The sequence below is a fragment of the Acidobacteriota bacterium genome (genome assembly GCA_016716905.1).
In the GTDB taxonomy this organism is placed as follows: Bacteria; Acidobacteriota; Vicinamibacteria; order Vicinamibacterales; family SCN-69-37; genus SYFT01.
The window spans coordinates 1,335,651-1,359,647 of sequence record JADJUS010000004.1 but is presented as its reverse complement, the minus strand read 5'-3'; the positions used below and the strand labels follow the sequence as shown (position 1 = coordinate 1,359,647).

The following is a 23,997-nucleotide window of genomic DNA, read 5'->3' as shown; positions in this document are numbered from 1 at the left end:
CTGGGCGCGCTACGAAAGACTCGAGCCCTTGATGAGGCTCTTGACCTCATCGGGCGTGAGCTCGCGGACCTGGCCTGGTTTGATGCGGCGGTCGGTGATGGCGCCGATGCGCGTGCGGCGGAGCGACATCACGTGGTGGCCCGTCAGTTCGCACATCTTGCGGACCTGCCGATTGCGCCCCTCGCGAATGACAATCTCCACCATCGTCTGCGGCTCTTTCTTGCTGGGGTAGGAACGAATCACGCGCACCTTGGCGGGCAGGGTGCGGCGGCCGTCGATGACGATGCCGCGTGAGAGGCGTTCGAGATCGCGGTCGTCGGGCAGACCTGTCACGAGCACTTCGTACGCGCGCTCCAGTTCGTGTTTGGGATGCGTCACCTTCTCGGCGAAGCTGCCGTCGTTGGTGAGGATGATCAGACCTTCCGAGTCATAGTCGAGGCGCCCGACCGGGTAGAAGTATCCGCGGAGGCCGGCCTTCGAGAGGACATCGATCACGGTCATCCGGTTCTGCGGATCTGAACGGGTGCTGACTACACCGCGCGGCTTGTACATCAGGTAATAACGGCGGTCGCCTTTGAGCTTCAGGCGGCGGCCATCCACGCGAATGTCGTCGCGATCAGGATCGGCCCTGGTGCCAAGTTCGTCAGCCACATGGCCGTTCACCACCACGCGGCCCTGCGTGATCAGTTCTTCGGCGACCCGGCGCGACGACACGCCGGCATGAGAGAGAATTTTCTGAAGGCGAACCCCGCTCGCAGGCGGCTTACTGGATCGGGTCATCTGGGGGACTGTCGGAACTGTCGGAACTGTCGGAACTGTCGGAACTGTCGGAACTGTCGGAACTGGCTGAACTGTCGGAACTGGGAACCTCTGCACTGCTCTGCAGTTCCGTCAGTTCTGTCGCTTCCGCCAGTTCCCCATTTTCAAAGGGCAGCGCGGTCTGCGGCTCTGGCTCACCGAGACCGGTGGGCAGATCGAAGCCCAGCAGTTCCGACATGTCTTCCACCTTGGGCAGGTCGGTCACGTCGTTGAGGCCGAAGCGCTCAAGGAACTCGCGCGTGGTGCCGTACATGAACGGACGACCGACCACGGCTTTGCGGCCGACGATCTTGACCAGCTTGCGGTCGGCGAGTGTGCCAAGCACGCCGGAGGTGTTGACGCCGCGGATCTCCGCGATTTCAGGCGCCGTGACGGGTTGCCGATACGCAATCACGGCCAGCGTTTCCAGCGCGGCCACCGAGAGCTTCTGGCTGGTGCGTTCGTGAAAGAGGCGGCGGACCCATTCGTGCAGTTCGGGTCTGGTGACGATCTGGAACCCACCGGCGATGTCCACAAACTGCAGGCCCCCGGGGCGGCCGTAGTCCTGCCTCACCGCATCCACGGCGGCCGCGATGTCTTCCTTCGGCTCGCTGTCGAGCAGCTTGCCCAGCGCTTTGAACGTCACCGGTTCGGGTGACGCAAAGATCAGGGCTTCCACAATGGCCTTCAACTCAGACATGACGACGGGCCTCACTCATGCGAAAAGTCGGGCGCACCCTGCAGCGGCTCGCGTTTGTAAACGCGAATGGCGCCAAAGTTCGCCTGCTGAAAGACTCGCACCAATTTCAGGCGAATCATCTCGAGAAGTGCCAGGAACGTCACGACGATTCCCGGCCGGGTCTGCACATCGGCGAACAGATCCTCAAACCCGCACGCCTCGGTGACCGAGAGCCGTGCGAGCAGCAGCTCGATGCGGCTCTCAATGGAAATATGCTCGGCCGGCAGATACACCTTGGGCCGTTTCCGTGCGCGCTCCAGCACCTGCCGGAACGCCGCCATCAGGCTGAAGAGGTCCACTTCCACCTCGGGCTCGGGCGCCTCGCCCACCACCTCGGCCACGCGCCCATCCGGACGCCCCCACTGGGCGCTGCGCTGAATTTCGCGATCGTGCAGCAACTCGGCGGCCGCTTTGAACTGCTGGTGCTCAAGCAGGCGGCGCACCAGCGCTTCGCGCGGGTCTTCTTCCGGGTCGTCCTGCGTCGGATCCGGGCGCGGCAGCAACGTGCGCGACTTGATGTGGATCAGCGTGGCGGCCATCACCAGGAAGTCGCCCGCGATATCGAGGTCCAGATCCTGCATCAGATCCAGGTAGTCCAGGTACTGCTTGGTGATGAGCGCGATGGGAATGTCGTAAATGTTGACCTGATGTTTTTTGATCAGGTGCAGCAGCAGATCCAGCGGCCCCTCGAACCGTTCGAGGCGGACGGGATAGGCGCCCAGCACCGGCTCGAAGTCCGGCGGCGCATCCGCTGACGTGAACGTGCGCTCAGTACTCAAGTTTCACCGCCGCCCGCACACGCGCCATCGTCTCCTGCGCCACCACACGCGCCTTGCGCGAGCCCTCCACCAGCACTTCACGTACGTAGCCGGGACGCGCCAGCACCTGGGCACGACGCTCCCTGATCGGCTCCAGGCGCGCATTCACAGCGGCGGCCAGCTTCGTTTTCACCTCGACATCGCCCACCTTGCCGGCCCGATAGCGCGCCTTGAGGTCATCCACTTCGGCGACGTTCGGGTTGAAGACGTCGTGATACATGAACACGGGGTTGCCTTCGACCGTGCCGGGGATATCAGCGCGCACCCGCTTGGGGTCCGTATACATCTGGCGGATCTTCTTCACCACATCTTCGGCGGTGTCCGACAGGTCGATGGTGTTGCCGTAGCTCTTGCTCATCTTGCGATTGTCGAGCCCGGGCAGGCGGGGCGTCGGCGTGAGCAGCGGCTGCGGCTCCACGAACACCTCGCCATAAAAATTGTGGAAGCGGCGCACCACTTCACGCGACAGCTCCAGGTGCGGCACCTGATCCTCGCCCACGGGCACAAAGTGCGCGTTGTAGATGATGACGTCGGCGGCCTGCAGCAGGGGATAGCCGAGGAACCCCAGGTTCGAGAGGTCCTTGTCGGTCATCTGCTCGATCTGTTCCTTGTAGGTGGGCACGCGCTCAAGCCACGAGATGGGCGTGACCATCTGCAGCAGCAGATAGAGCTCGGCGTGTTCGGGCACCATGGACTGGATGAAGAGCGTGCTGCGCTCGGGGTCAAGCCCAGCCGCGATCCAGTCGGCCGCGTTGTCGAACCCATCGGCCGTAATGTTTTCCGTGGACGCGTAGTGACTGGTCAGCGCATGCCAGTCGGCGACGAAGTAATAGCAGTCGTACTGGCGCTCAAGCGCCACCCAATTCTCGAGCGCTCCCACCAGATGCCCCAGGTGCAGGCGTCCGGTGGGCCGCATTCCCGATACCACGCGTTTTTTCGACATCAGATCAGCCATGAACCCAGGAACCGCTGCACCGGCCACACGAACAAGTCCAACACGCCCAACAACAGCAGCGCGTAGAGCAGGAAGAACCCATACGGCCTCATCTGGTCGATCAGGCGCGCTACTGATTCTGGCACGATGCCCGCCAGCACGTTACCCCCATCAAGGGGCGGCACCGGCAACATGTTGAACACCGCCAGCAGGGTATTCAGAATCACCGCCGTGTAGAGCGTCACCGTGACGACCGTCTGCCCCTCGTCGGGCACCAGTCCGCCCTGCGCCTTCAGCAGCACGGCTGCCACAAACGCCAGCAACACGTTACTGACCGGCCCCGCCAGGGCGACAAGGGCGAAGTCACGCCGCGGCGCTTTGAGATTTCGCGTGTCCACCGGCACCGGTTTGGCCCAGCCAATCAGGGGTAGGCCCGACAACATGCCCACCAGCGGAAAGAGCACCGTGCCGATCCAGTCGATATGCGCCAGCGGATTCAGTGTCAGCCGCCCCAACATGCGTGCGGTCGGATCCCCCAAACGGTCTGCCGCCCACGCGTGCGCTGCCTCGTGAAAGGACAACGACGCAATCAGGATGATGAATGCGGGGACAACAGCTTCAAGCGACAAGGAAACGAAGATATCACGGGGTCCAGAGTCCAGGGTCCAGGGTCCAGGGTCCAGGGAGGCTACCTCCCTGCGAAGTAGTCGATGACGGCCTGGGCGGTTTTGGGGCCCACCACGCGATCGAGTTCCTCGCGGCTGGCGCGACGGACGCCGGCCAGCGACCCGAACGTGGTCAGCAGCTGCTTGCGGCGCCGGGGGCCAATCCCGGGGACGTCGTCCAGCTCGGACCTGAGGGCCGTTTTGGTGCGCTTGGCGCGATGGAATGTCACGGCGAACCGGTGCGCTTCATCCCGGATCTGCTGCACGAGCCTGAGCGCGGGTGTCTGGTGTGGCAGCGCGATGCCCTCGATGCGATCGCGGCGGAACAGCAACTCCTCCTGCTTCGCGAGGCCCACCGCCACGAGGCGGTCGAGTCCGAGCTGACGCAACGCCGTGTACGCGGCCGTCAGTTGCCCCTTGCCGCCGTCGATCAGAATCAGGTCGGGGAACGGTCCGCCCAGCTCCAGCAGCTTTTGGTACCGGCGCCGGACGACTTCCTCCATCGACGCAAAATCGTCGGGCATCGCCGTCACGCCGCGGATGGCAAACTTGCGATACTCGCCTCGGCGCATCCGCCCCTCGATGCACACCACCATGGACGCGACGGTGTTCGTGCCCTGCAACGTAGAGATGTCGAAACACTCGATGCGCCGCGGCAACGTCGGCAAGTCCAACACGCGCCGGAGGGTGTCCAGCGCCTCGAAGGCAACGACCGCGCCATCACCGAAGTGCGTGTCATACGACAGCGCTGCATTGCGCAGCGCCAGATCCACAAGCCCGCGCTTGTCGCCGCGGCTGGGCGTCACGATGCGCACCCGCCGCCCCGCCCGCTCGCTCAACCACAACTCCAGCGGCTCGCGCACATCAGCCGCAAGCTCCTCAGACACCAGCACGTCGGGCGGCGGCTCGTGCTCGGCGTAAAACTGCTGCAGGGCCGCTTCGGTCACTTCAGAGGGGGAAAGACCTCTGAGGTCGTTTCCATCGATGGCTGCGGAAACGACCTCAGAGGTCATTTCAATCCGATCCACCACCCGACCGCGGCGCATCTGGAAGACTTGCACCACGGCGCCGGCGGGGCCGACTTTGACGCCGAAGGCGTCGCGGTCGCCCAGCGCCGGCGTGGACATCTTTTGCTGGCGGTCGCGCAGGGTCTCGAGCGTGCGGATGGCGTCACGTAGTGTCGCCGCACGCTCGAAGCGCTCGTCGAGTGACGCGTCCACCATCTCCGTGCGCAGGCCGTCGATCAGTTCCGCCTGCCGGCCCTCCAGCAACAGGCGCGCCTGCCCCACCGCACGCCCATACTGCTCCAGCGTGCACACCGATTCCACACACGGCGCCAGGCAGCGCTTGATGTCGTATTCCAGGCACGGCCGGTCGCGTTTGCCGTCAATCACCTCGTTGCACGATCGAATCCCAAACAACCGGTGCGTCAGCCTCATCGTTTGCCGCGCCAATGACGCCGGCATGAACGGCCCCGCATAGACCGAACCATCGCGTTCCACCCGCCGCGCCACCAGCACGCGCGGTGCGGCCTCGTTCGTCGTCAACTGCAAGTACGGGTAGGTTTTGTCATCGCGCAGCAACACGTTGAAACGCGGGTTGCGCTGCTTGATCAGGTGATTCTCAAGCGCCAGCGCCTCAACCACAGAGTCGGTGACGATGGTTTCGAGGCGAGAGGCGTCGCGAAGGAGGGCGTCAATCCGCGGGTTGGTGCCGAAGGCCCCCAGGTACGATTTGACCCGGTCGCGCAGCACCCTGGCCTTGCCCACATAAAGGGTGTCGCCGGCGTGGTTGTAGAAGATGTAAACGCCCGGCTGCTCGGGGAGGCGTCCGATCTGGGCCTTGAGTTCGTGAATGGCCATCAGTTAACATCCGCCGTGACCTTCACGGGCGCGGTCGGCGCCACGTTCAACTTTCCCCTCCGGCTGATCATCAACACCTGCATCAGGCTTCGGATACACCCAAATCTTCTCACGTTCCTCGGGGTGCTCATCAGTCTGGCCGCCGGCTTCGCGCTGGCCAAGGGCCAATTTGCCCTCTCGGGCGTGATCATGCTCGCGGCCAGCGTGTTCGACTACATCGACGGCAAAGTGGCCATCCAGTCGGGCGCCGACACCAAGTTCGGGGGCTTCTGGGACTCGGTGATCGACCGCTTCTCGGATCTCTCGCTCTCGGTCGGCCTCATCGTGTTGTACGCCAAGCTGGGCAGCACGGATTACGTGCTCGTGACTTCAATCGCCATGGTCTTTGCGACGATGACCAGCTACACGCGCGCGCGCGCCGAAAGCCTGCTGACCAAATGCAAAGTCGGCTTCATGGAACGCCCCGAGCGCATCGTTCTCTTCATGGTGGGCGCGTTCACGAACCGGATGGCCGCCGTGTTGTGGGTGATGGGCGTGTTGTCCATCGTGACCGTGGCCAACCGCATCTACTACACGTACATCGAGCTGGAAGGGAAAACCCATCCGAAGCCCACCGGGGTCGCCGGCGTCTTGTGGCGCGCGTTTTACTGGACCGACGAACGCGCCACGGTGCCGTATGACGCCTGGGTGCTCTTCATCCTCGGCTTCATCCTGCTCACCCCACCCAGCTGGCTCGGAGACCCCATGGCGATGGGAGAGCCGGGACTGATTGGGTGGCTTATGACACTGGGCCGATGAGGCAATGGGGCAACGCGGCAATGCTCCGAACGTAGGGCGCGCTGGGTCTCAAGCGCGCCGAGCACCGCGGCCTTGAGAACCAGGCCGCGCTACGAAATTCAGTTCCCCAGTTCCTAAGTTCCCCAGTTCCTAAGTTCCGAGCGAGGGGTCGAAGCAGTGGCGGCAGCGGGCTTCGTACGAGTCGCCGGCGCCGACAAGCACGCGTTCGCGTGACGCGACCAGGCGCTGCGTGTGGTTGGCAGGGCCGCCGCAGACCATGCAGATGGCCAGGGTCTTGGTGATGTACTCGGCAATGGCCAGCAGTTGCGGCATCGGCTCGAAGGGTTTGCCCAGGTAGTCCTGATCGAGGCCGGCCACGATCACGCGTTTGCCCTGGTCAGCCAGCGCCGAGCACACCGCCGGCAACTCGATATCAAAAAACTGCCCTTCATCAACACCCACCACTTCAGTGTCGGGCAGCACCAACTCGTACAGCTCACGCGACGTGGTGACGTTGACGGAAGGGATGCGCATCTCGCTGTGCGACGTGATGTGTTCGGCATCAAAGCGGCGGTCGATGGCCGGCTTGAAGACCTGCACCCGCTGGCGCGCGATCTGGGCTCGCCGCAAGCGGCGAATCAGTTCCTCGCTCTTGCCGCTGAACATGCTGCCGGTGACCACCTCGAGCCAGCCGGGTCGCGCGGTGCGTGTGTGATCCATGGCGGCTCGTCCTACACGCGCGACAGGTAGTCGCCCGTTTCGGTGCTGACCCGAATGTGGTCGTCGTTGTTGATGAACGACGGCACGGTGACGACCAACCCGGTCTCCACGGTGGCCGGCTTCACCTGTGCTGAGGCCGTGGCGCCCTTGATGCCCGGCGCGGTGTCCACCACCTTGAGGTCCACGGTGGCCGGCAGATGGATGCCCACCGGCGCCTCGCCGTAGAACTCCACGCTGATGACGGCCTCGGGCAACAGGTACTGCGCGGCATCACCGAGCACTTCCAGGGACAGATGCACCTGCTCGTAGTTGTCGGTGTCCATGAACACGAACATGTCGGCTTCGCGATAGAGGTACTGCATCTGCCGCTCGTCCAGAATGGCGCGGTCCACCATGTCGTCGGCCCTGAACTTGTGGTCCACCAGACGGTTGTTGCCAATATCGCGCATCTTCGATCGCACGTGGGCGCGCAGATTGCCGGGGGTGATGTGCTGGATTTCAAGCACGCGCACCAACGCGCCGTCGAATTTGATCAACATGCCCTTCTTGAGGCGTGACGCTTGCAGGGAACTCATATGTGTGTCTGGTCCTGAATCGAGGGAACTCGAAATTCTACCAGTTCTGCTAGCATCGTTTCTATGCCTTGGGATCCGGTCCGGGACCTGCTGACCATGCAGGAGCGGCTAGAGAACCTCTTCGGAGAGGCGACGCCTGGCTGGATTCCCGCGGCCGATCTGTACGAAACCGCCGATCGGTTCGTCCTGACCGTGGAGTTGCCCGGCCTGGAACGGTCGGACGTCAATCTCGCGTACGCGGCCGACACCCTGACCGTCGCCGGCCGGCGCCCCACGCCCGGAGCGTGCGAACGGTATCAGCAATTCGAACGCGCGCAGGGCGCGTTCGCCCGGCGCTTCCGATTCGCGGTGCCGATTGAACCCGACCAGATTACCGCCGACCTCGCTGACGGCGTGTTGACCGTCACCATTCCGAAGGCCCCCGCCGGCCGGCGCCCTTCGACCATCGAAATTACGTAGCAAGGAGCACGTGTGAACCGCATCAAACGAGCGATTGTCCTCGGATCGTTTCTCGGACTTGGCGTCATGGGCGGGTTTATCCTGGCCGGCAAGCTGGTCTCGACCTCGCCGACCGAAACCGCGCCGCCGCAGGCGATGCCGGGCGCCGTGGCTCGTCCGCAAGTCGCCGCGGCTGGCGCGCTGCCCGATCTCTCCTCGGTGGCCGAGCGCGCGGTGCTCTCGTCGGCCAACATCTCGTCCACACAATTCGTCCGTGTGCAGTCCAACCCGTTTGAAGACATGCTCTTTGGTCGCCGAGGCGGCGACATGGTGCAGCCGTCGCAGAGCCTCGGCTCGGGCGTCATCGTGTCGGCCGACGGCTACGTGCTGACGAACAACCACGTGATTGGCGACGATCGCGGCCTGCGCGTGGAAGGACTCAAGATCAAGGTCACGCTGCCCGACGGCCGCGAACTGGACGGCACCATCGTGGGCACCGATGCGGCCACCGACCTGGCACTGGTCAAAGTGAACGCGACGGGTCTCACGCCGTTCACCTGGGGCGACTCCAGCAAGCTGCGCCTCGCCGAGTGGGTGCTGGCCATCGGCAACCCGTATCAGTTCAACCAGTCGGTCTCTCTGGGCATCGTGTCGGCACTCGCGCGACCGGATCAATTCGTGGACTTCATCCAGACCGACGCGGCAATCAACCCCGGCAACTCCGGCGGCGCACTCGTGAACGCGCGCGGCGAACTGGTGGGCATCAACACGCAGATCCTTTCGCAGTCGGGCGGATATGAAGGGATCGGCTTCGCGATTCCCTCGAACCTGGCGCGCGATGTCATGGCCGACTTCATCAAGTACGGCGAAGTCCGCCGCGGGTCAATCCTCGGCCTCGGACGGTTGCTGACGTACACCGCGGACGAGGCTCGCCAAACGGGCATCGCCACCATTCCCGGCGTGTACATCTATGACATGTACCGGAACTCGACCGCCTACCGGGCAGGCTTGCGGCCCCGCGACCTGATCGTGGCCGTCAACGGCCGCGACGTCACGGATCTGGCCAGCTTCTCGCGCCTGGTGGCCGCCGAACAGAGCGGCACCACAGCCAAGGTGGACGTCGTGCGCCAGAACCGCCGCCTCACACTCGACGTGCCAATCGAGCAAATGCCGTCACGGCGCTAGAGTCCAGAGTCCAAGGTCCAGAGTCCAGGGTCCGCTTTTCGTAGCTCGGGCTGTTCCTCAAGCCCGAGGGTCTCGGCCTTGAAGAACAGGCCGAGCTACGTGGACCCCAGCCGCACGCCAGAGGCCGTCGCGCGCCAGAGCTCCTCCGTGCCTACGCGGATGCCAATCCGCGGCGAGTAGCGCACGTCGCGCACAGCGAAGCCGTGGTCTTCCAGGCGCACCGCGCCGGTGGCGAGGTCGCCGGTGTTGTGGCGCAGGTCGATGCCGAGCGCCTTCGTGAGGTTGCCCGGGCCAGCGCAGAGACGAGATAGCGCGACACCGGGTCGGCGCCGGCGCATCAGGTCCACGCCCTCGTGCGGCACCAGCGCGCGGATGAGTACGGCGGCCGGCATCCCTTCGCGCTCCGTCACCGCATTCACCAGATAGTGCAGGCCGTAGTTGAGGTACACGTACGCGCGCCCGGGCGGGCCGTACAGTGGTGCGTTCCGGCGCGTTGGCCCAGCGGCGGCGTGGCACGCGGGGTCGTCTTCACCGATATAGGCTTCGGCCTCGACGATGATGCCCGAGACGCGGCGGCCTCGGCGTTCGTGAACCAGGACTTTTCCGAGGATAGCGCGCAGCACCGTGAGCGTGGGCGCGCGATGCCACGCGGTCCACGCGGCACGTCTATCGTTCAAGCGGCTCGTCGTCGCGCCCAGCCTCAAGCACAGGTGCGAGGTAGTGTCCGGTGTAGGAGTTCGGGTTGGCGGCAATCTGCTCGGGCGTGCCGACCGCAATCACTTCCCCGCCGGCGTCGCCGCCTTCGGGCCCGAGGTCGATCACCCAGTCAGCGGTCTTGATCACATCGAGGTTGTGCTCGATGACCAGCAACGTGTGCCCCGCCGCCAGTAGTTTGCGGAACGCCGCCAGCAACTTCGCGATGTCGTCAAAGTGCAGGCCCGTGGTGGGCTCATCCAGGATGTAGAGCATCCGCTCACCACCCTGGGTGCTCAGGTGCGATGCGATCTTGATGCGCTGCGCCTCACCGCCTGACAGTGTCGTAGCCGGCTGACCCAGTCGAAGGTAGCCGAGGCCGATTTCTTCGAGCACCCGCAGGCGACGCAACACTTTCGGCGTGTTGCCAAAGAACGTCAGCGCCTCGCGAACCGTCAGGTCGAGCACCTGATCGATGTTGCGGCCCTTGTACTGAACCTCCAGCACCTGCGGCTTGAAGCGTTTGCCGTCGCAGTCGTCGCACGGCACAAACACATCAGCCAGGAACTGCATCTCCACCCGCACCACGCCGGCGCCTTCACACGTTTCGCAACGGCCGCCCGGGACGTTGAAGGAAAAATGACTGGACGTAAATCCGAGCGCCTTCGCGTCCTTAGTGGCCGCAAACAACTCGCGGATCGGATCAAAGGCCTTCAGGTACGTCACAGGATTCGAGCGCGGTGTGCGCCCGATCGGTTGCTGGTCCACGAGCACCGTATCGGTGACGTACTCCATGCCTTCAAGCTGGTCGTAGGCGCCGACGCGCCGGTCCCAATCACCCTTCGCGCGCTTCGCAGCGGCGTAAATGACGTCGTGCACCAGTGTGGACTTGCCCGAGCCGCTCACGCCGGTCACCACGGTGAGGAGGCCGAGCGGGATCTCGACATCGATCCCCTTGAGGTTGTGTTCGGTCACGCCGCGAATCTTGATGCGCTGCGCCGTGGGCTTGCGGCGACTGCTCGGCAGCGGAATCGCCAGATCGCGACGAAGGTACTTGGCGGTCAGCGACCGCTGGTCTTCGAGCAAACCCGGAAGGGACCCGGCATAAAGCACGCGCCCGCCCTGTTCCCCGGCACCAAGACCCAGGTCCACGACCATGTCGGCCACGCGAATCATGTCTTCGTCGTGTTCCACCACCAGCACCGTGTTGCCCTGATCGCGCAGTTGGCGAAGGATCGAGATCAACCGCTCGTTGTCGCGCGAGTGGAGGCCGATTGACGGCTCGTCCAGCACGTAGAGCGTGTCCACCAGCGCCGACCCGAGCGATGTGGCCAGATTGATGCGCTGCGACTCGCCGCCTGAAAGCGTGGACGACAACCGGTCCAGCGCCAGATAGTCGAGGCCGACATCAGTCAGGAAGCCGAGGCGTCGGCGCACTTCGCGCAGGATCTTGTCCGCGACAACCGTTTCCTTTTCAGTGAGCGGCAACTCTTCGAAAAACCGCAGCGCCGCTTTGACCGTGCGCGCGCAGACGGTGTCGATGGTCTCGCCGCCCACACGCACGTCGCGGGCCTCGCGACGCAGGCGGGCGCCACCGCACGACGTACAGGTCTGGTAGCCGCGGTAGCGGCTGAGGAACACGCGGACGTGGACCTTGTACTTCTTCTTCTCGAGCCACCGGAAGAAGCCGCGAATCCCTGGATACGAGCCCGTAGACCCATCCTCGTCAGGTTCAGCGTCTTCGCCAGATCCTTCGATGATGAAGCGGCGTTCCTCGTCCGTCAGGTCGCGCCACGGCGCATCAAGCCGAATGTGGGACTTTTTCGCCGATCGTTTCAGATCGACCAGGCACCCGCGGTAATGCGGCTTGGTCCAGGGCTCGATCGCGCCGTCGTTGACCGACTTGGTCGCATCGGGCACCACCAGATCCATGTCCAGTTCGATGACGTTGCCGAACCCATGGCACGTCTGGCACGCGCCAAACGGGTTGTTGAACGAAAAGAGCCGCGGCTGCGGAATTTCATACGCGATGCCGCAGTTGCGGCACTCGAAGCGCTCGCTGAACCGATGCGTGGTCACGGCCGCGCCGGCCGCATCCACTTCAATGGCGAACGCCGCGCCTGCGCCTTCGTGAAAAGACGTCTCGATGGAATCTGTCAGACGCGTCTTGACGGATGGCTCCACCTTGATGCGATCCACCACCACAGCGAGCGTCGTCACGCCCCGCAGGCGGCTGGCATCAACTTCCTCAAGGCCCACCGCCTGGCCGTTGAGCCACAGGCGTCCGAACCCCCGTCGCCGCAGCCGATCGAGCGCCGAGCGGGCCGGATCCTCGGCGGGCGCCGCGGCATCAACCACATCCTCGGACGTGAATTCTTCGCCCGGGTCCAGATCGGCAGACGACGAGTGGAGGTCGCTGGACATGAGCGGCAGGTCAAACCCCACCAGCAGCCGCGTGCCCTCGGCCAATCCAAGCAACGCGGCCGCCACCACCTCGGGATTCTCGCGCTCCACTTCCTTGCCGCACTGCCGGCAAATGGTGTGTCCGACCCTGGCCCAGAGCAGCCGAAGGTAGTCGTGGATCTCGGTGGTGGTGCCGACGGTGGATCGGGGATTCCGGACGCTGTTTTTCTGGCGGATGGCGATGGCCGGCGCGATGCCCTCGATGCTGTCCACATCGGGCTTTTCCATGCGCTCAAGAAACTGCCGCGCATAGGCGGACAGCGACTCCACGTACCGGCGCTGGCCTTCAGCGTAAATGGTGTCGAACGCGAGCGACGACTTGCCGGACCCGCTGACGCCGGTGAACACCACAAGCTGGCGGTGTGGCAGCGTCAGGTCCACACCCTTGAGATTGTGGGTGCGGGCCCCGCGCACAACCAGGGCTCGGGGGGGGCGCGAGGCAGGCGTCGGCGTCTCGTCGGACATGGGTTGCACGGCGGCCGTCAGAAAGGCTGCGCCAAGCCGCCCATGTTACCCCATCGGCGTAATCCCATTTGCGATCTGCGGGCAGCTTTGTTAATCTTCCAACCATTCAGACACCATCCCCTGGTTGTTTCTGCCTTGACGCCTTTGCGACCGATTCCCCCTGCACCGCCCGAGTCCCCTGACCGGACGATTGCGTCATTCAGATCCAGATAACGAGGACCGAGAAAGTGGCAGCAGTTCGTTTGTTCGTCGGCAACATGCCCTACGGGGCAACTGAGGCGGACCTCCGCGCGCATTTTGCGCCGGTAGGTGATCCGTCACAGGTCGTCATTCCCGTTGACCGTGAAACCGGTCGCCCTCGAGGCTTCGCGTTTGTCGAGTACATCGACCGCGCAAAGGCCGAGGAGGCGGTGAACCGGTACAACCAGCAACCGTTCATGGGACGGTCGCTGTCGGTGAGCGAGGCCCGGCCGAGGGAGGAACGTCCGCCTGGCGGCTTCGCACCTCGCCCGCCCGGTGCGGGCTTCACGCCCCGGCCACCAGGCGCGGGCGGCGGCTTTACCGGCGGCGGTGGTGGTGGCGGCTTCAGACCCAGCTCGGGTCCGCCTTCACCAGCCGGACGCAACTTCGGTCCGCCGAAGCGCAAGGGCGCTGGCTCCGAAAAGCGCTGGGACGCCAAGGAAAAAGGCCCCAAAGGCCCGCTCAAGGAGCGATTCAGCGGACGCCTCGGCGGCCTCTACGACGAGAACGAAGACGGCCCGTCCACCCTGTCGGACTTCGACGACCCGGCCGCCACGGCCAAGGACGACGACGAGTAGATTTCGGGGGAGGGCGTACCGATGACAACTCACGTCAAAGTGCTCGGTACGCTCTTCATCGTCTTTGGGGCGTTTTACGTCCTGCTGGCGTTCGGATCCACGGCCATTCTCAGCATCATCGCGGGGATTGTCGGCTCGGAGGGCGGGGAGGATGCCGCCCTCGGGGCATCCATCCTGGGCATCACCGGCATGGTCGCGTTCGCGTTCTGGCTCTGTATCGGCATCCCGGGCATCATCACGGGCATCGGGCTGCTGAAGTTCAAGCGCTGGGCGCGTATTGTGGGCATCGTGCTGTCTGCCCTCCGCCTGATCGAGTTCCCGTTCGGCACCCTCCTCGGCGGCTACGGCCTCTGGGTGCTGTTCAGCGGCGACACCGAGAAGCTCTTCGAGGGGGCCGGGCGTCGATCAGTCGAAAACGACCTCTGAGGTAGTTTTCCCAATCAAACGAAGGAAAACTACCTCAGAGGTCGTTTTCCAGAGATCGACGCCCGGCCCCCTCACCAAGGACCTCTGAGGTCTGACCTCAGAGGTCTTCGATCAGCGCGTAAGTGCGCACCGATGTCGGCACCGCCACCAGCGCCCGCAGCTCCCCTTGCACGCCGGCGATGTGGGGTGAGGCGGCGTGTTGGGCCAGCGCCGCGGCGTCCGTCCACTCCTCCACAAACGTGAAGTCGGTCGGGTCCTCACGGCACTGCAACAGTTCGTAGACCAGGCAGCCGGGCTCGTTCCTGGTCGGCTCGATCATGCTCACCAGGATGCGTTTGACGGCGTCCACGGTCTCTGGTCGCGCGACGATTCGCGCGACCACCTGCAACGACGGAGTCTCAGTCACAGCGTCACAGTCCCCCACCGCCGGCACCGCTGGCAGGTGCGGGCTTGTTGTCGGGCTTCTGCGGGTTCTTGACGTACTTGTCGAGCCACGCGCCCCACCGAGCCCACAAGTCCAGCAACGTTTCTTTCGTCGCCGGGCCGTGATCCTCAAGCGGATACATGTAGAGCGCGGTCGTCTTGCCCAGGCCGTTGAGCGCGTGGAACAGGCGGATCGAGTTGTCGGGATCCGTGCCCACGTTCTGGTCGTGGATGCCGTGATACATCAGCAACGCGCCAGTCAGGTTGTTGGCGTTCAGGAACGGCGACATGCCCAGATACACGTTGGGCGCCGTCCACAGGTCGCGCTGTTCAGACTGGAAGCCCAGCGGTGTCAGCGTGCGGTTGTACGCGCCGTCACCGGCGATGCCGGCCTTGAAGAACGGCGTATGCACCATCGCGTTCACCGTGGAGAACGCGCCGTAGCTGTGCCCGCCGATGGCAAGGCGATGACGATCGGCCAGGCCGCGCCGGTCCAACTCATCGATCGTCGCCGCCAGGTTGTTGCGCAGGTCATGCACGTAGTTGTTGTTCATCTGCCCCGCCGGTCCCACGATCGGCGCGTCAGGCTCAACCACGGCGTAGCCGAGCCGCACGAAGTACTCCATCGACCGCACGCCGAAGTTCTGGAACGCGTTCTTGTTGAACGTGCGATCGGGCTGGTCGTACGCCTCCTGCGTGGTGAACTCCGCCGGGTAGAACCAGAACAACGCCGGCAGCTTCGTGCCCTTCACATAGCCGGGCGGCAGGTTGACCACCACTCGGAACTTGAACCCATCCGCCCGTTCCACCACAAACCGCTCGCGCGGCGCGTTGGTCAGGTCGGGATGCATGTCTTCGTTGTTGGTCAACTGCTTGCGCGCGCCGTTCTCCATCAGGAACTGCTGCGGCTGCTGCTTCGGGCCTTCCACGGCCAACACAAATCGCTTCGCATCGATGTCGAGCACACTCGTGACGCGTTCCCACAGGTTGTTGTTATTGCTCTCGAAGATGCGCTGCTTTGCGCCGGTCTTGATCGCCACCTGATCGATAAACGTCTTGGGCCCCGTCTCGGCGGGAGTCTTGTCGTACACGGTGCCCGAATAAAACACGTTGGCTTTGTCTGCCGAAAGCAGCACCGCGCCACCACCACCTGCGCCTGCCCCGCCGCCGCGGCCACCACCACCTCCGCCGCCGCCGCCAGCACTCATCAACGTGCCGGGGTTCGCGTAGAAGTCATCCGTGCGGTACTGCGCCAGGCGATGCCGCTCGGTGGGCGCCGAAAGGTCAATGGCGTAATCGGCCGTCTGCTGATTGGCCGTCTCGCGGTAGAACAACATCTGCATATCGCTCGAGAAGCGATGGCCCGTCATCCGCGTCTGGCTCTCGTAAATCACCTTCTTGGTGGCATCTGTGAAGGGAGCCATCCACTGGTAGAGCCGATCCGGACGCGCTGGTGCAGCCGCGCCTCCCCCCTGGCGCCCGGCCCCACGTCCACCACCCCCGCCTCCGCCGCCTCTGGCGGCTACGGCGGGCGGCGCTGCGGCACCGGTACCCGCAGCGCCGGCCGTGTCTGCGCCACGTCCTGCCGGCGCCGGAGGCGCTTCCTGTCGCAGATACGTGAAGCCCTGGCCATCCGGCCGCCACGCAAGCTCCCGGCGCCCGGTCTGATTCGCGCCGCCGCCGCGTCCACCGCCGGCCGCAGGGGCCGCCGTCGGATCCGGATTCGCAGCCTGCACACCGAGATTGATCGGCCGCGCCGACAACTGCACCAGCGACGTGCCCGTCGCGTCCCACACCTGTTCCACCTGTCCGAAGGAACTGACGGGGACGATGTAGGAGAAGGGTTTGGTCATGAGGGTCACGCGGGCGTGCTGACCATCAGGGGACGGGTCGATGGAGCGAATCATCCCGGGCGCGCCGATCTTCTTGACCGCCTGCGTCGCCACGTCCACGAGCGCGTACTGGCCGGTGGCGTGCCACTCGAGCAACTCGAACTCGTGGGTGGACTTCATCAGGCTGGCGTAGGTGCGGAGGCGGTTGCGATCCGCGTCTTCCGCCAAACTCACTTCCGGCCCCTGCGGCGCCAACGGACGCACCGGGCGCGGCTTGCGCGCATCAGGCACCAGCACCGTGGCAATCTGTTTGCCGCCGTTGGTGAATTCAAAACTCGTCACCATCGTGGCCAGCACCGGCGTCTTCGTCAGCTGGCGCGACTTCAGCGTGGCCACATCCGCAATCCAGATATGCGTGGCATCCGCGCCGTGCACGTAATACGCGATGGCACTTCCATCGGGCGACCACGTGGCGCCCGACACCCTGGCCCCGGCCGGCAGGGGCAGCGACTGCCTCGTGCCATCCGCCGCGGAAATGATCTGGATCGCCACATTGTTCCGGGTGGTCAACGCGTGCGTCCGGTTGGCCCTGGCGTCAATAAACACACCGCCAAGCTCGTCATACGGCCGCGCAAACGTGGCCATCACCACCGGGCCATCGCCCACTTCGCTGAGGAACCACTTCTTGTCGGGGCTGAGGCTCCCGAGCGTGGTGTTCAGGTGGCGCGGCGCCAGCACGGCCGACGCCAGTTCGGGCGGCGGCGTGGCGTACGTTTCCTGCTGCAGCACCTGGTCGGCCCAACTGAGCGGAGCCCGCGGTGCCGGGGCTGCCGCAGCCGGGGCCTGCGCAGGCGCCTGCGTCAGTGGCGCACTCTGGGCCATCAACGAGTACGGCACAACGGCCAGAAGCAGAATCAGCGCAATGCGGGCGAACAGGCGTAGGGTGGGCATGGGTCCTCCGATAGATGCTGCGGACGATAACACGAAGCGGCCCGAACGGCTGCTACAGTGGAGGGTATGACCGACACGGCCTCCACCGACGCAAAACTCCGGGTGCTCATCGTCGAGGACGACCCCGCCCAGCGGACAGGGCTTTCGCAGCTGGTGGCCGGCTGGGGATATTCCGCCAGCAGCGCGCCCGATGGCGAAGCCGCACTGGCGCAGATCGCGCAGTCGCCGCCCGACGTCATCCTGAGCGACCTGGTCATGCCGAAGATGGGCGGCCTGGACCTGCTGCGGGCCCTGAAGCAGCAAGACCACAACATCACCATCCTGATCCTGACCGCCCAGGGCACGGTGGACACGGCCGTGGAGGCCATCCAGCTCGGCGCGTACGACTACGTCGCCAAACCCATCGACCCGCAGCGCCTGCGCATCCTGCTGAATCAGGTCTCTGAGCGCCACGCGCGGCAGCAGGAAGTGACGGTGCTGCGCCGGCAGCTGCGCGACCACGGCCGCTTCGGCACGATGATCGGCACCAGCGTGGCGATGCGCCAGGTGTATCAGTTGATTGAACAAGCCGCCCCGACCGGCGCCTCGGTGCTCATCACCGGCGAATCCGGCACCGGCAAGGAACTGGTGGCGCAGACGCTGCATCGGCTGAGCCCACGAGCGCCACGGCCGTTTGTGCCGATCAACTGCGCGGCCATTCCCGAAGCCCTGCTCGAGAGCGAACTGTTCGGCCACGAGAAGGGCTCGTTCACCGGCGCCATCACGCGTCGTCAGGGGTCTTTTGAACTCGCCGATCGCGGCACGGTGTTCCTGGATGAAGTGGCGGAAATGACACCCGCGACGCAGGCCAAGCTGCTGCGCGTGCTTCAGGAACGTGTGGTGCGCCCGGTGGGCGGGGATCGCGACCGGCCGATCGACATCCGAATCATCGCCGCCACCAACGTCTCGCCTCTTGACGCGGTGCGCCAGGGCCGGCTCCGCGAGGACTTGTACTACCGGCTCAACGTGTTCGCCGTGCAGTTGCCGCCGCTCCGCGAGCGCATGGACGACCTTCCGCTGCTCGCGCAGGCGTTCGTGACCGAATTCGCCCGCGAGTTGGGCAAGGCCGTGGTCGGCGTCTCTGAAGCCGCGCTCGCCGTGTTGCAGGCACACCGGTGGCCCGGCAACGTGCGCGAATTGCGCAACGTGATGGAGCGCGCCACCATCGTGGCGCGCGACAAGTTCATTGCACCGGCGGACCTCGCCGGATTCGGCGCCACGCTCGGTGGCGACCTCGCCACTGCGGGAGCACCATCAACGGCCAGCACCGCAGCACCAGAGCGCAGCAGCACCACCGGAGCGGAGCACAGCGGCACAGGCGCACCAGGTGTGCTCAGTGCCGGCATGACGGTGGACGAGGCCGAGCGCCAGTTCATCAACATCACCCTGGCCCACACGGGCGGCAACAAGACCAAGGCCGCCACCATGCTGGGCATCAGCCTGAAGACGCTGCACAACAAACTCTCGCGGGAGGCGGCCAAGCCGGCATCTGATCCGTTATGAGGCTCAGCATCAAGACCAGGCAGATCATCGCCGTCACGGCCATCGTCTTCACCGCAGTGGCGGTGATGGGCGTGTTGTATCTGCTGTCGATCGCCGGAATCCTGCTGCAGGAAACACGGACGCGCGCCGACATGCTCACGAGCGGCGTGGCGAGCCGCGCCATCATGCTGGCCACTGAAGGTGGCGACCTTCGTGACGCGCTGGCGCGTGATTCCGGTGTGCGCTCGTTGCTGCAGCTTTCGGGCATGACGCCGCATGTGATGTATGTGGCGGTGGTCGATACGCAGGGGCTGATGATTGCCCACAGCGACCCCGAACTGGCCGGCTACCAGGCGCCAACGCACCCAAGCCTCGACTCGCTGGTGGACGCAGGGGCGGTTGAAAGACTTCGCGCCGTGTTCACGCCCGGGGGTTTGACGCGCGAAGTGAGCCTGCCGCTGGTGCTCGACAAGGCCGACTTCGGCACCATCCGCGTGGCGGTGTCCACGCTGCTGATTCGCAAGGATCTCGAAATCGCCCTGCGTGATGCCGCGCCGGGCGCCGCCATCCTGCTGCTGGCCTCGGTGATTGTGGCGACGATTCTGGCGCGGTGGACGTTGCGGCCGATCCTGCTCATTCGCGCCGGGTTGGCGCGCCTCGGCCGCGGTGAAACGCTGACGCTGCCGCAGGAGGGCGAATACAGCGACCTGGGCGAATCATTCAACGTGGTGAGTGCGCGGTTGGCCAAGGAAGAAGCGGCTGGCAGATTGTCGCGCGCCACCATCTCAAAACGCCTGGCCGCGCTCGGCCGCGTCTCGTCAGGCATCGCCCACGAAGTGAAGAACCCGCTCAACGCCATGGGCATCCATCTTGAGCTGCTGAAGATGCAAATGGCCGACGGCAGTCCCGATGCGGGCAAGGAAGCCCGCGAGCACCTCAACATTCTGTCGCAGCAAATGCGGCGCCTGGACGAAGTGGTGGGCGGCTTCCTCACATTTGCGCGGCCCGATCAACTGGCGCTGGCGCCGGTCTTCCTGCACTCGCTCATCGATGACATGCTGCCGGTCATTTCCGCCGAAGCGGGCAAGACCGGCGTCAAAGTTGATGTGGAGTGTCCGCCAGACCTGCCGCCGGTGCTGGGCGACGCCGGCCAGTTGCACCAGGCGTTTCTCAACCTGGCGATCAACGCGTGCCAGGCCATGCCCGACGGCGGCCGCCTGCGCATCGCCGCGAAGCGCCTGGACCCCCGGCAGATGGAAGTGATCTTTGAAGATTCGGGCGCAGGAATCACGCCGGAAAATCTCGACAAGATTTTTAACCTGTATTTCACGACCAAGCCGGGGGGCAGCGGCGTGGGCCTGGCCCTGGTTTACCGCACGGTGCACCTGCACGACGGCGATATCGAGGTGCAGTCGCTGGCCGGCCACGGCACCACCTTTCGCATCACCCTGCCGCTCGCCGAGCCGCAGAAGGCGTCATAATTGGGGGTGACCATGGGGCTTCGAACACGTGTCATCGGCCTGGCGCTATCAGCACTGATGGCCGGCTGTGCGGCCAAGGCCGCGCCGCTGGGGCCCACGGGCCTGCCTGCGCTGGACGTGCCAGAGCCGCCGACGCGCCTCGTGGTGCCGCCGACCGAACCGGATGTCGTGCCGCCGGTGGAGGACGTGCCGCCGGCCACCTCGGAGATCAAGCCGACGCGGCCGCGCGACACACCGCCGCCGCGCACGGCCACGCCGCCGCCCACCGATCCGCCCGTGGTGGAACCGCCCGTCGTGGCTCCCCCACCGCCGCCTGTGCTGAGCACGTCGGCCGACACCACGAATCTTGAAAAACGTGTGCGCGACAAGTTGTTGCAGGCCACCGCCGACCTGGGGCAAATCAACCGCTTGAACCTGGGCACCGACGCGCGTGGGCAGTACGACTCGGCGCTGCGCTTCATCCGTCAGTCGGAAGAAGCGTTGAAGGTGAAGAACCTGGTGTATGCGAGTCAGCTCGCCGACAAGGCGGCCACGATGGCGGCGTTGTTACGGCGTCTCAATCCCTGATCGCGACCACCGCTCCTTGATGCTGGTCCACTCGGCCACCAGCGCCACGTGATAGGCCACGGGGTCTGCATGCGGTGCGGCGCGCCGCGCGCGCTCAGGGATGATCGCCACCGTCATCAGTTCATCCAGATCGGCGCGAAGGGCCGGGCCGTCGGCGCCCGCGATGGCCGGCGCCTGAATCCAGCCGGCAATGGCCAGTGACCAGGCGCGCTCGGGGTCGTCCACGCCGCGCGTGGCCGCCGGCAGCCAATACGCCACCACGGCAGACGCGGTGCCCCGCGCACTTTCACGTTCCAGTCGCGCAAGCAACCGGCGATAACGCGCCTGGCGCTCGCCATCGGGCGCCAGTTGCGCGTCGCGGTCGAGCGCAATCGCCCACCACTCAAGAATCCGGCTGCGCTGAGCCGCGGTCACCAGACCCGGCCGGTCAAGCGCGGCCTCAAACATCTCAGCCGCCGCGCCGAACTGATCGTCCACATACAGGAGTTCGGCCATCGCCAGATGCAGCTCGGGGCCTTCGGCCGGCAGCAGGCGCATCGGATCAACCGACAGCAACGCCTGCCGCGCGCTCGCGATGTCCACCACGTCACCGGTGCGGCGGAATCGCTCGAGCAGGGCGCGTGCCGAGACCAGCGACGCCGAATGCGCCAACGCTGGCGCTCGTCCCGCCTCCCCAGCCAACTGGAGCGCACGGTCGAACTGCTGCAGGTTATAGGCCTCGCGGGCCCGGGTCAGCGGGTCGGCCTGGGGCGCCGCGGCAAGCGTGGCCGTCCCGATGGTGACCACGACCGTCGCCGTCAGCAGGGTACGATAGGTAGGCACAGGGCCATCTTACCTAACGTAGCGGCCGACCTGTTGGGTAAATCGGGTAACTCTTACACGTCGGGGGCCCATAAACCTAGGGATCCGCGCGATCCGGAGTTGGCAAGGAAATTGATATGAAGGAAGGCATGGAACGTATCTGCACGGGGGCCGCGATGCTGACCGCCATGACCATGGCGATGGGCAGCCCGCCTGTCCTCTGGGCACAGCAGCCGCCTCAGCAGCCGCCGATGTTTTCGGCCACCGCAAGCCTGGTGCCGATCTCGGTGAGTGTGCGCGACGAACGCGGCCGGCCCGTGGTGGGCCTCTCGCGTGAAGACTTCGAAGTGTATTCGGACGACACGCTCCAACCCATCACCGACTTCCGTTCCGAGGCCTCGCCCATCACCACGGCGTTGTTGATCGACAAGAGCGGCAGCATGCGGGTGTCATCGCGTGCGGCAGACGTGTCCAACGCCGCGCATCAACTGGTGAGTTGGATGTCGCCGGTCACCGATCGCCTTGGCCTGTTCGCCTTCGACACCAATCTCACGCAGACCAGCGCGTTCGCGGCCGTGTCGGCCAATTCACTGCGCGACATGGCGACGGTTGCGCCCTTCGGCGCCACGTCCCTCTACGACGCGCTGGATGAAACAAGTGCTGCGCTGGGGCGCGAGGGTTCGCCGCGCCGCGCGGTGGTCGCGCTCACCGATGGCACCGACAACGCCAGCCTCCTGACGCCGTCGCAAGTGGCCGGCCGTGCGGCGGCCATCGACGTGCCGGTCTACATCATTTCTGTGACGATGCCGATTGATCATCCCACCACGGGTGTGGGCAATCGTTCGGCGCAGCCCCACCTGGCGGAACTTGCCGCGTGGACAGGCGGGCAGCATTTTGTGGCCAGCACGCCCAGCCAGATGAGTCTGGCCGCGCGCACCATCGTCACTGAATTGCGCCAGCAGTACCTGCTGGCCTTCGTCCCGGATCCACGGCAGGGCTGGCATCGCCTGACGGTACGAACCCGGCAACCCCGACTGACCGCGCGCGCGCGCGCCGGTTATATCACTCGATAGGAGAACACAATGCGACCACTGATTCTGGCTACCACGCTCGCTCTGATTACCGCCACAGGTTCGGCCTGTGCGTCGAAAGGTTTCGTCAATACACGCGTCGGCGAGGTCAACACGAAGGTTGACTCACTGACGGGCGCCGTCGAAGAGACGCAGGCGCGCACCACAAAGGCGGAAGGCCGCATTACGGAAGTGGACCAGAAGGCTGGCGCGGCCGATGCGAAGGCGCAGGCGGCGGCTGGCGCGGCCAGCGCGGCGGATGCGAAGGCTGGGGCGGCGGCGGATGCGGCCAGGGCCGCGGATGCGCGTGCTGAAGCCGTGGCGGCTGCGTCACGTCGCATGATCTACGAAGTGGTCCTCAGCGAAGATCAGGGACAGTACAAGCTCAACTCGGCTGGCCTGCCCGATCCCGTCAAGACCCGCATCGACGACCTCGTCAACCAGCTCAAGGCAGACCCCAAGGGCGTCTACTTCGAGATCGAAGGCCACACGGACTCAACCGGATCACCGACGCTCAACGAGAAGCTCGGCCTCGAGCGCGCGGACGCGGTGAAGCGGTATCTCTATGAGTCGCACCAGATTCCGCTGCACAAGATCAACATCATCAGCTTCGGCGAGAACAAGCCCGTCGCGCCGAACAAGACTCGCGAAGGCCGTGCCCAGAACCGTCGCGTGGTGATTCGGGTCCTGTCGTAAGCGGAAGTGTAAGACGTCCGGGTCGGCGGCCGTGGCCATCCACACGGTTGCCGGCCCGGGCGAGGTCTTCGACTGGGGACTGGGGAACTGACGGAACTGGGGACGGAAATGCCGGACTGGGCGTGCTACACTTTCAGGTCTTGCCTGTGCCGGCGTAGCTCAGTTGGTAGAGCAGCTGATTCGTAATCAGCAGGTCAGCGGTTCGAGCCCGCTCGCCGGCTCCATTCGCCTCCGCAGTTCCCTTGCGAAGGCGAATCGCCGGCTCCAAAATCCCCCTTT

At 65.1% G+C, this 23,997-nt stretch carries 23 protein-coding genes and 1 tRNA gene; 11 read left to right on the top strand and 13 right to left on the bottom strand.

Annotated features, from left to right (window positions below):
- Positions 1–9 precede the first annotated feature (9 nt).
- The 6 genes from IPL75_10070 to uvrC form a co-directional block, all read right to left on the bottom strand.
- Positions 10–780, bottom strand: a complete 771-nt coding sequence (locus tag IPL75_10070) for an rRNA pseudouridine synthase (GenBank protein MBK9240586.1) — start codon at positions 778–780, stop codon at positions 10–12.
- Positions 764–1,498: an SMC-Scp complex subunit ScpB gene (gene scpB, locus IPL75_10065; protein MBK9240585.1), complete on the bottom strand. Its 735-nt coding sequence runs from the start codon at positions 1,496–1,498 to the stop codon at positions 764–766. Before scpB ends, IPL75_10070 begins: the two co-directional genes overlap by 17 nt.
- An 11-nt stretch (positions 1,499–1,509) precedes the next feature.
- On the bottom strand, positions 1,510–2,262 hold the full coding sequence (locus IPL75_10060) for a segregation/condensation protein A (protein ID MBK9240584.1): 753 nt from the start codon (positions 2,260–2,262) through the stop codon (positions 1,510–1,512).
- 43 nt (positions 2,263–2,305) lie between these two features.
- Entirely contained in the window at positions 2,306–3,298 is a 993-nt protein-coding gene (gene trpS, locus IPL75_10055; GenBank protein MBK9240583.1) for a tryptophan--tRNA ligase, read from the bottom strand.
- Complete coding sequence (locus IPL75_10050; GenBank protein ID MBK9240582.1) at positions 3,298–3,807, bottom strand: site-2 protease family protein; 510 nt, start codon at positions 3,805–3,807, stop codon at positions 3,298–3,300. Before IPL75_10050 ends, trpS begins: the two co-directional genes overlap by 1 nt.
- 170 nt (positions 3,808–3,977) lie before the next feature.
- Positions 3,978–5,816 (bottom strand): excinuclease ABC subunit UvrC, encoded by a 1,839-nt coding sequence (gene uvrC / locus IPL75_10045; protein ID MBK9240581.1) that lies wholly within the window; start codon positions 5,814–5,816, stop codon positions 3,978–3,980.
- Positions 5,817–5,831: 15 nt separating this feature from the next.
- Here uvrC and IPL75_10040 point away from each other — a divergent pair, with 15 nt between their 5' ends.
- Positions 5,832–6,614, top strand: a complete 783-nt coding sequence (locus tag IPL75_10040) for a CDP-alcohol phosphatidyltransferase family protein (GenBank protein ID MBK9240580.1) — start codon at positions 5,832–5,834, stop codon at positions 6,612–6,614.
- 129 nt (positions 6,615–6,743) lie between these two features.
- Here IPL75_10040 and IPL75_10035 read toward each other — a convergent pair whose 3' ends face one another.
- Positions 6,744–7,313 (bottom strand): thymidine kinase, encoded by a 570-nt coding sequence (locus IPL75_10035; protein ID MBK9240579.1) that lies wholly within the window; start codon positions 7,311–7,313, stop codon positions 6,744–6,746.
- Between the two features lie 11 nt (positions 7,314–7,324).
- Positions 7,325–7,888, bottom strand: a complete 564-nt coding sequence (gene efp, locus IPL75_10030; GenBank protein ID MBK9240578.1) for an elongation factor P — start codon at positions 7,886–7,888, stop codon at positions 7,325–7,327.
- A 63-nt stretch (positions 7,889–7,951) separates the two neighbouring features.
- On the opposite strand from efp, the gene IPL75_10025 reads away from it, so the two are divergent.
- Both IPL75_10025 and IPL75_10020 read left to right on the top strand, forming a co-directional pair.
- Positions 7,952–8,347 (top strand): Hsp20/alpha crystallin family protein, encoded by a 396-nt coding sequence (locus tag IPL75_10025; protein ID MBK9240577.1) that lies wholly within the window; start codon positions 7,952–7,954, stop codon positions 8,345–8,347.
- A gap of 12 nt (positions 8,348–8,359) precedes the next feature.
- Positions 8,360–9,511 carry a trypsin-like peptidase domain-containing protein gene (locus IPL75_10020; protein ID MBK9240576.1) on the top strand — a complete coding sequence of 384 codons (1,152 nt, stop codon included), beginning with the start codon at positions 8,360–8,362 and terminating at the stop codon, positions 9,509–9,511.
- Positions 9,512–9,606: 95 nt separating this feature from the next.
- On the opposite strand, the gene IPL75_10015 is transcribed toward IPL75_10020, so the two are convergent.
- Together IPL75_10015 and uvrA are read right to left on the bottom strand one after the other, a co-directional pair.
- On the bottom strand, positions 9,607–10,188 hold the full coding sequence (locus IPL75_10015) for a DNA-3-methyladenine glycosylase (protein ID MBK9240575.1): 582 nt from the start codon (positions 10,186–10,188) through the stop codon (positions 9,607–9,609).
- Positions 10,178–13,132 (bottom strand): excinuclease ABC subunit UvrA, encoded by a 2,955-nt coding sequence (gene uvrA, locus IPL75_10010; protein MBK9240574.1) that lies wholly within the window; start codon positions 13,130–13,132, stop codon positions 10,178–10,180. Before uvrA ends, IPL75_10015 begins: the two co-directional genes overlap by 11 nt.
- A 227-nt stretch (positions 13,133–13,359) precedes the next feature.
- Between uvrA and IPL75_10005 the strand changes: the two genes are divergently transcribed.
- The gene (locus IPL75_10005) at positions 13,360–13,950 is read left to right on the top strand and encodes an RNA-binding protein (protein MBK9240573.1); all 591 of its coding nucleotides are present in this window, start codon (positions 13,360–13,362) and stop codon (positions 13,948–13,950) included.
- A gap of 21 nt (positions 13,951–13,971) precedes the next feature.
- A complete protein-coding gene (locus IPL75_10000; protein ID MBK9240572.1) occupies positions 13,972–14,376 on the top strand; it encodes a hypothetical protein in 405 nt (134 codons plus the stop codon).
- Positions 14,377–14,473: 97 nt separating this feature from the next.
- Here IPL75_10000 and IPL75_09995 read toward each other — a convergent pair whose 3' ends face one another.
- Positions 14,474–14,782 (bottom strand): antibiotic biosynthesis monooxygenase, encoded by a 309-nt coding sequence (locus IPL75_09995; protein ID MBK9240571.1) that lies wholly within the window; start codon positions 14,780–14,782, stop codon positions 14,474–14,476.
- 4 nt (positions 14,783–14,786) lie between these two features.
- Entirely contained in the window at positions 14,787–17,582 is a 2,796-nt protein-coding gene (locus IPL75_09990; protein ID MBK9240570.1) for a prolyl oligopeptidase family serine peptidase, read from the bottom strand.
- Between the two features lie 66 nt (positions 17,583–17,648).
- Between IPL75_09990 and IPL75_09985 the strand changes: the two genes are divergently transcribed.
- The 3 genes from IPL75_09985 to IPL75_09975 are packed head-to-tail and all read left to right on the top strand — an operon-like array spanning position 17,649 to position 21,151.
- Positions 17,649–19,124: a sigma-54-dependent Fis family transcriptional regulator gene (locus IPL75_09985; protein MBK9240569.1), complete on the top strand. Its 1,476-nt coding sequence runs from the start codon at positions 17,649–17,651 to the stop codon at positions 19,122–19,124.
- Positions 19,121–20,584 carry a hypothetical protein gene (locus IPL75_09980; GenBank protein ID MBK9240568.1) on the top strand — a complete coding sequence of 488 codons (1,464 nt, stop codon included), beginning with the start codon at positions 19,121–19,123 and terminating at the stop codon, positions 20,582–20,584. Before IPL75_09985 ends, IPL75_09980 begins: the two co-directional genes overlap by 4 nt.
- A gap of 12 nt (positions 20,585–20,596) precedes the next feature.
- The gene (locus tag IPL75_09975) at positions 20,597–21,151 is read left to right on the top strand and encodes a hypothetical protein (GenBank protein ID MBK9240567.1); all 555 of its coding nucleotides are present in this window, start codon (positions 20,597–20,599) and stop codon (positions 21,149–21,151) included.
- On the opposite strand, the gene IPL75_09970 is transcribed toward IPL75_09975, so the two are convergent.
- Positions 21,131–21,973, bottom strand: coding sequence for a hypothetical protein (locus tag IPL75_09970; GenBank protein MBK9240566.1), 843 nt, complete (start codon positions 21,971–21,973; stop codon positions 21,131–21,133). The genes IPL75_09975 and IPL75_09970 overlap by 21 nt on opposite strands.
- A gap of 128 nt (positions 21,974–22,101) precedes the next feature.
- On the opposite strand from IPL75_09970, the gene IPL75_09965 reads away from it, so the two are divergent.
- The 3 genes from IPL75_09965 (at position 22,102) to IPL75_09955 (ending at position 23,942) form a co-directional block, all read left to right on the top strand.
- Complete coding sequence (locus IPL75_09965) at positions 22,102–23,025, top strand: VWA domain-containing protein (protein ID MBK9240565.1); 924 nt, start codon at positions 22,102–22,104, stop codon at positions 23,023–23,025.
- A gap of 9 nt (positions 23,026–23,034) precedes the next feature.
- Positions 23,035–23,718: an OmpA family protein gene (locus tag IPL75_09960; protein ID MBK9240564.1), complete on the top strand. Its 684-nt coding sequence runs from the start codon at positions 23,035–23,037 to the stop codon at positions 23,716–23,718.
- Positions 23,719–23,866: 148 nt separating this feature from the next.
- Positions 23,867–23,942, top strand: a tRNA-Thr gene (locus IPL75_09955).
- The last annotated feature ends 55 nt before the right edge of the window (positions 23,943–23,997 follow it).

What these genes read in the sequence shown, in the direction of transcription:
- IPL75_09985 (MBK9240569.1), top strand. Translation starts at nt 17,649, where the DNA reads ATGACCGACACGGCCTCCACCGACGCAAAACTCCGGGTGCTCATCGTC.
- trpS (MBK9240583.1), bottom strand. Translation starts at nt 3,298, where the DNA reads ATGTCGAAAAAACGCGTGGTATCGGGAATGCGGCCCACCGGACGCCTG.
- efp (MBK9240578.1), bottom strand. Translation starts at nt 7,888, where the DNA reads ATGAGTTCCCTGCAAGCGTCACGCCTCAAGAAGGGCATGTTGATCAAA.
- scpB (MBK9240585.1), bottom strand. Translation starts at nt 1,498, where the DNA reads ATGTCTGAGTTGAAGGCCATTGTGGAAGCCCTGATCTTTGCGTCACCC.
- IPL75_09990 (MBK9240570.1), bottom strand. Translation starts at nt 17,582, where the DNA reads ATGCCCACCCTACGCCTGTTCGCCCGCATTGCGCTGATTCTGCTTCTG.
- IPL75_09980 (MBK9240568.1), top strand. Translation starts at nt 19,121, where the DNA reads ATGAGGCTCAGCATCAAGACCAGGCAGATCATCGCCGTCACGGCCATC.
- IPL75_10000 (MBK9240572.1), top strand. Translation starts at nt 13,972, where the DNA reads ATGACAACTCACGTCAAAGTGCTCGGTACGCTCTTCATCGTCTTTGGG.
- IPL75_09965 (MBK9240565.1), top strand. Translation starts at nt 22,102, where the DNA reads ATGGAACGTATCTGCACGGGGGCCGCGATGCTGACCGCCATGACCATG.
- IPL75_10050 (MBK9240582.1), bottom strand. Translation starts at nt 3,807, where the DNA reads ATGTTGGGGCGGCTGACACTGAATCCGCTGGCGCATATCGACTGGATC.
- IPL75_09975 (MBK9240567.1), top strand. Translation starts at nt 20,597, where the DNA reads ATGGGGCTTCGAACACGTGTCATCGGCCTGGCGCTATCAGCACTGATG.
- IPL75_10070 (MBK9240586.1), bottom strand. Translation starts at nt 780, where the DNA reads ATGACCCGATCCAGTAAGCCGCCTGCGAGCGGGGTTCGCCTTCAGAAA.
- uvrA (MBK9240574.1), bottom strand. Translation starts at nt 13,132, where the DNA reads ATGTCCGACGAGACGCCGACGCCTGCCTCGCGCCCCCCCCGAGCCCTG.
- IPL75_10025 (MBK9240577.1), top strand. Translation starts at nt 7,952, where the DNA reads ATGCCTTGGGATCCGGTCCGGGACCTGCTGACCATGCAGGAGCGGCTA.
- uvrC (MBK9240581.1), bottom strand. Translation starts at nt 5,816, where the DNA reads ATGGCCATTCACGAACTCAAGGCCCAGATCGGACGCCTCCCCGAGCAG.
- IPL75_09960 (MBK9240564.1), top strand. Translation starts at nt 23,035, where the DNA reads ATGCGACCACTGATTCTGGCTACCACGCTCGCTCTGATTACCGCCACA.
- IPL75_10035 (MBK9240579.1), bottom strand. Translation starts at nt 7,313, where the DNA reads ATGGATCACACACGCACCGCGCGACCCGGCTGGCTCGAGGTGGTCACC.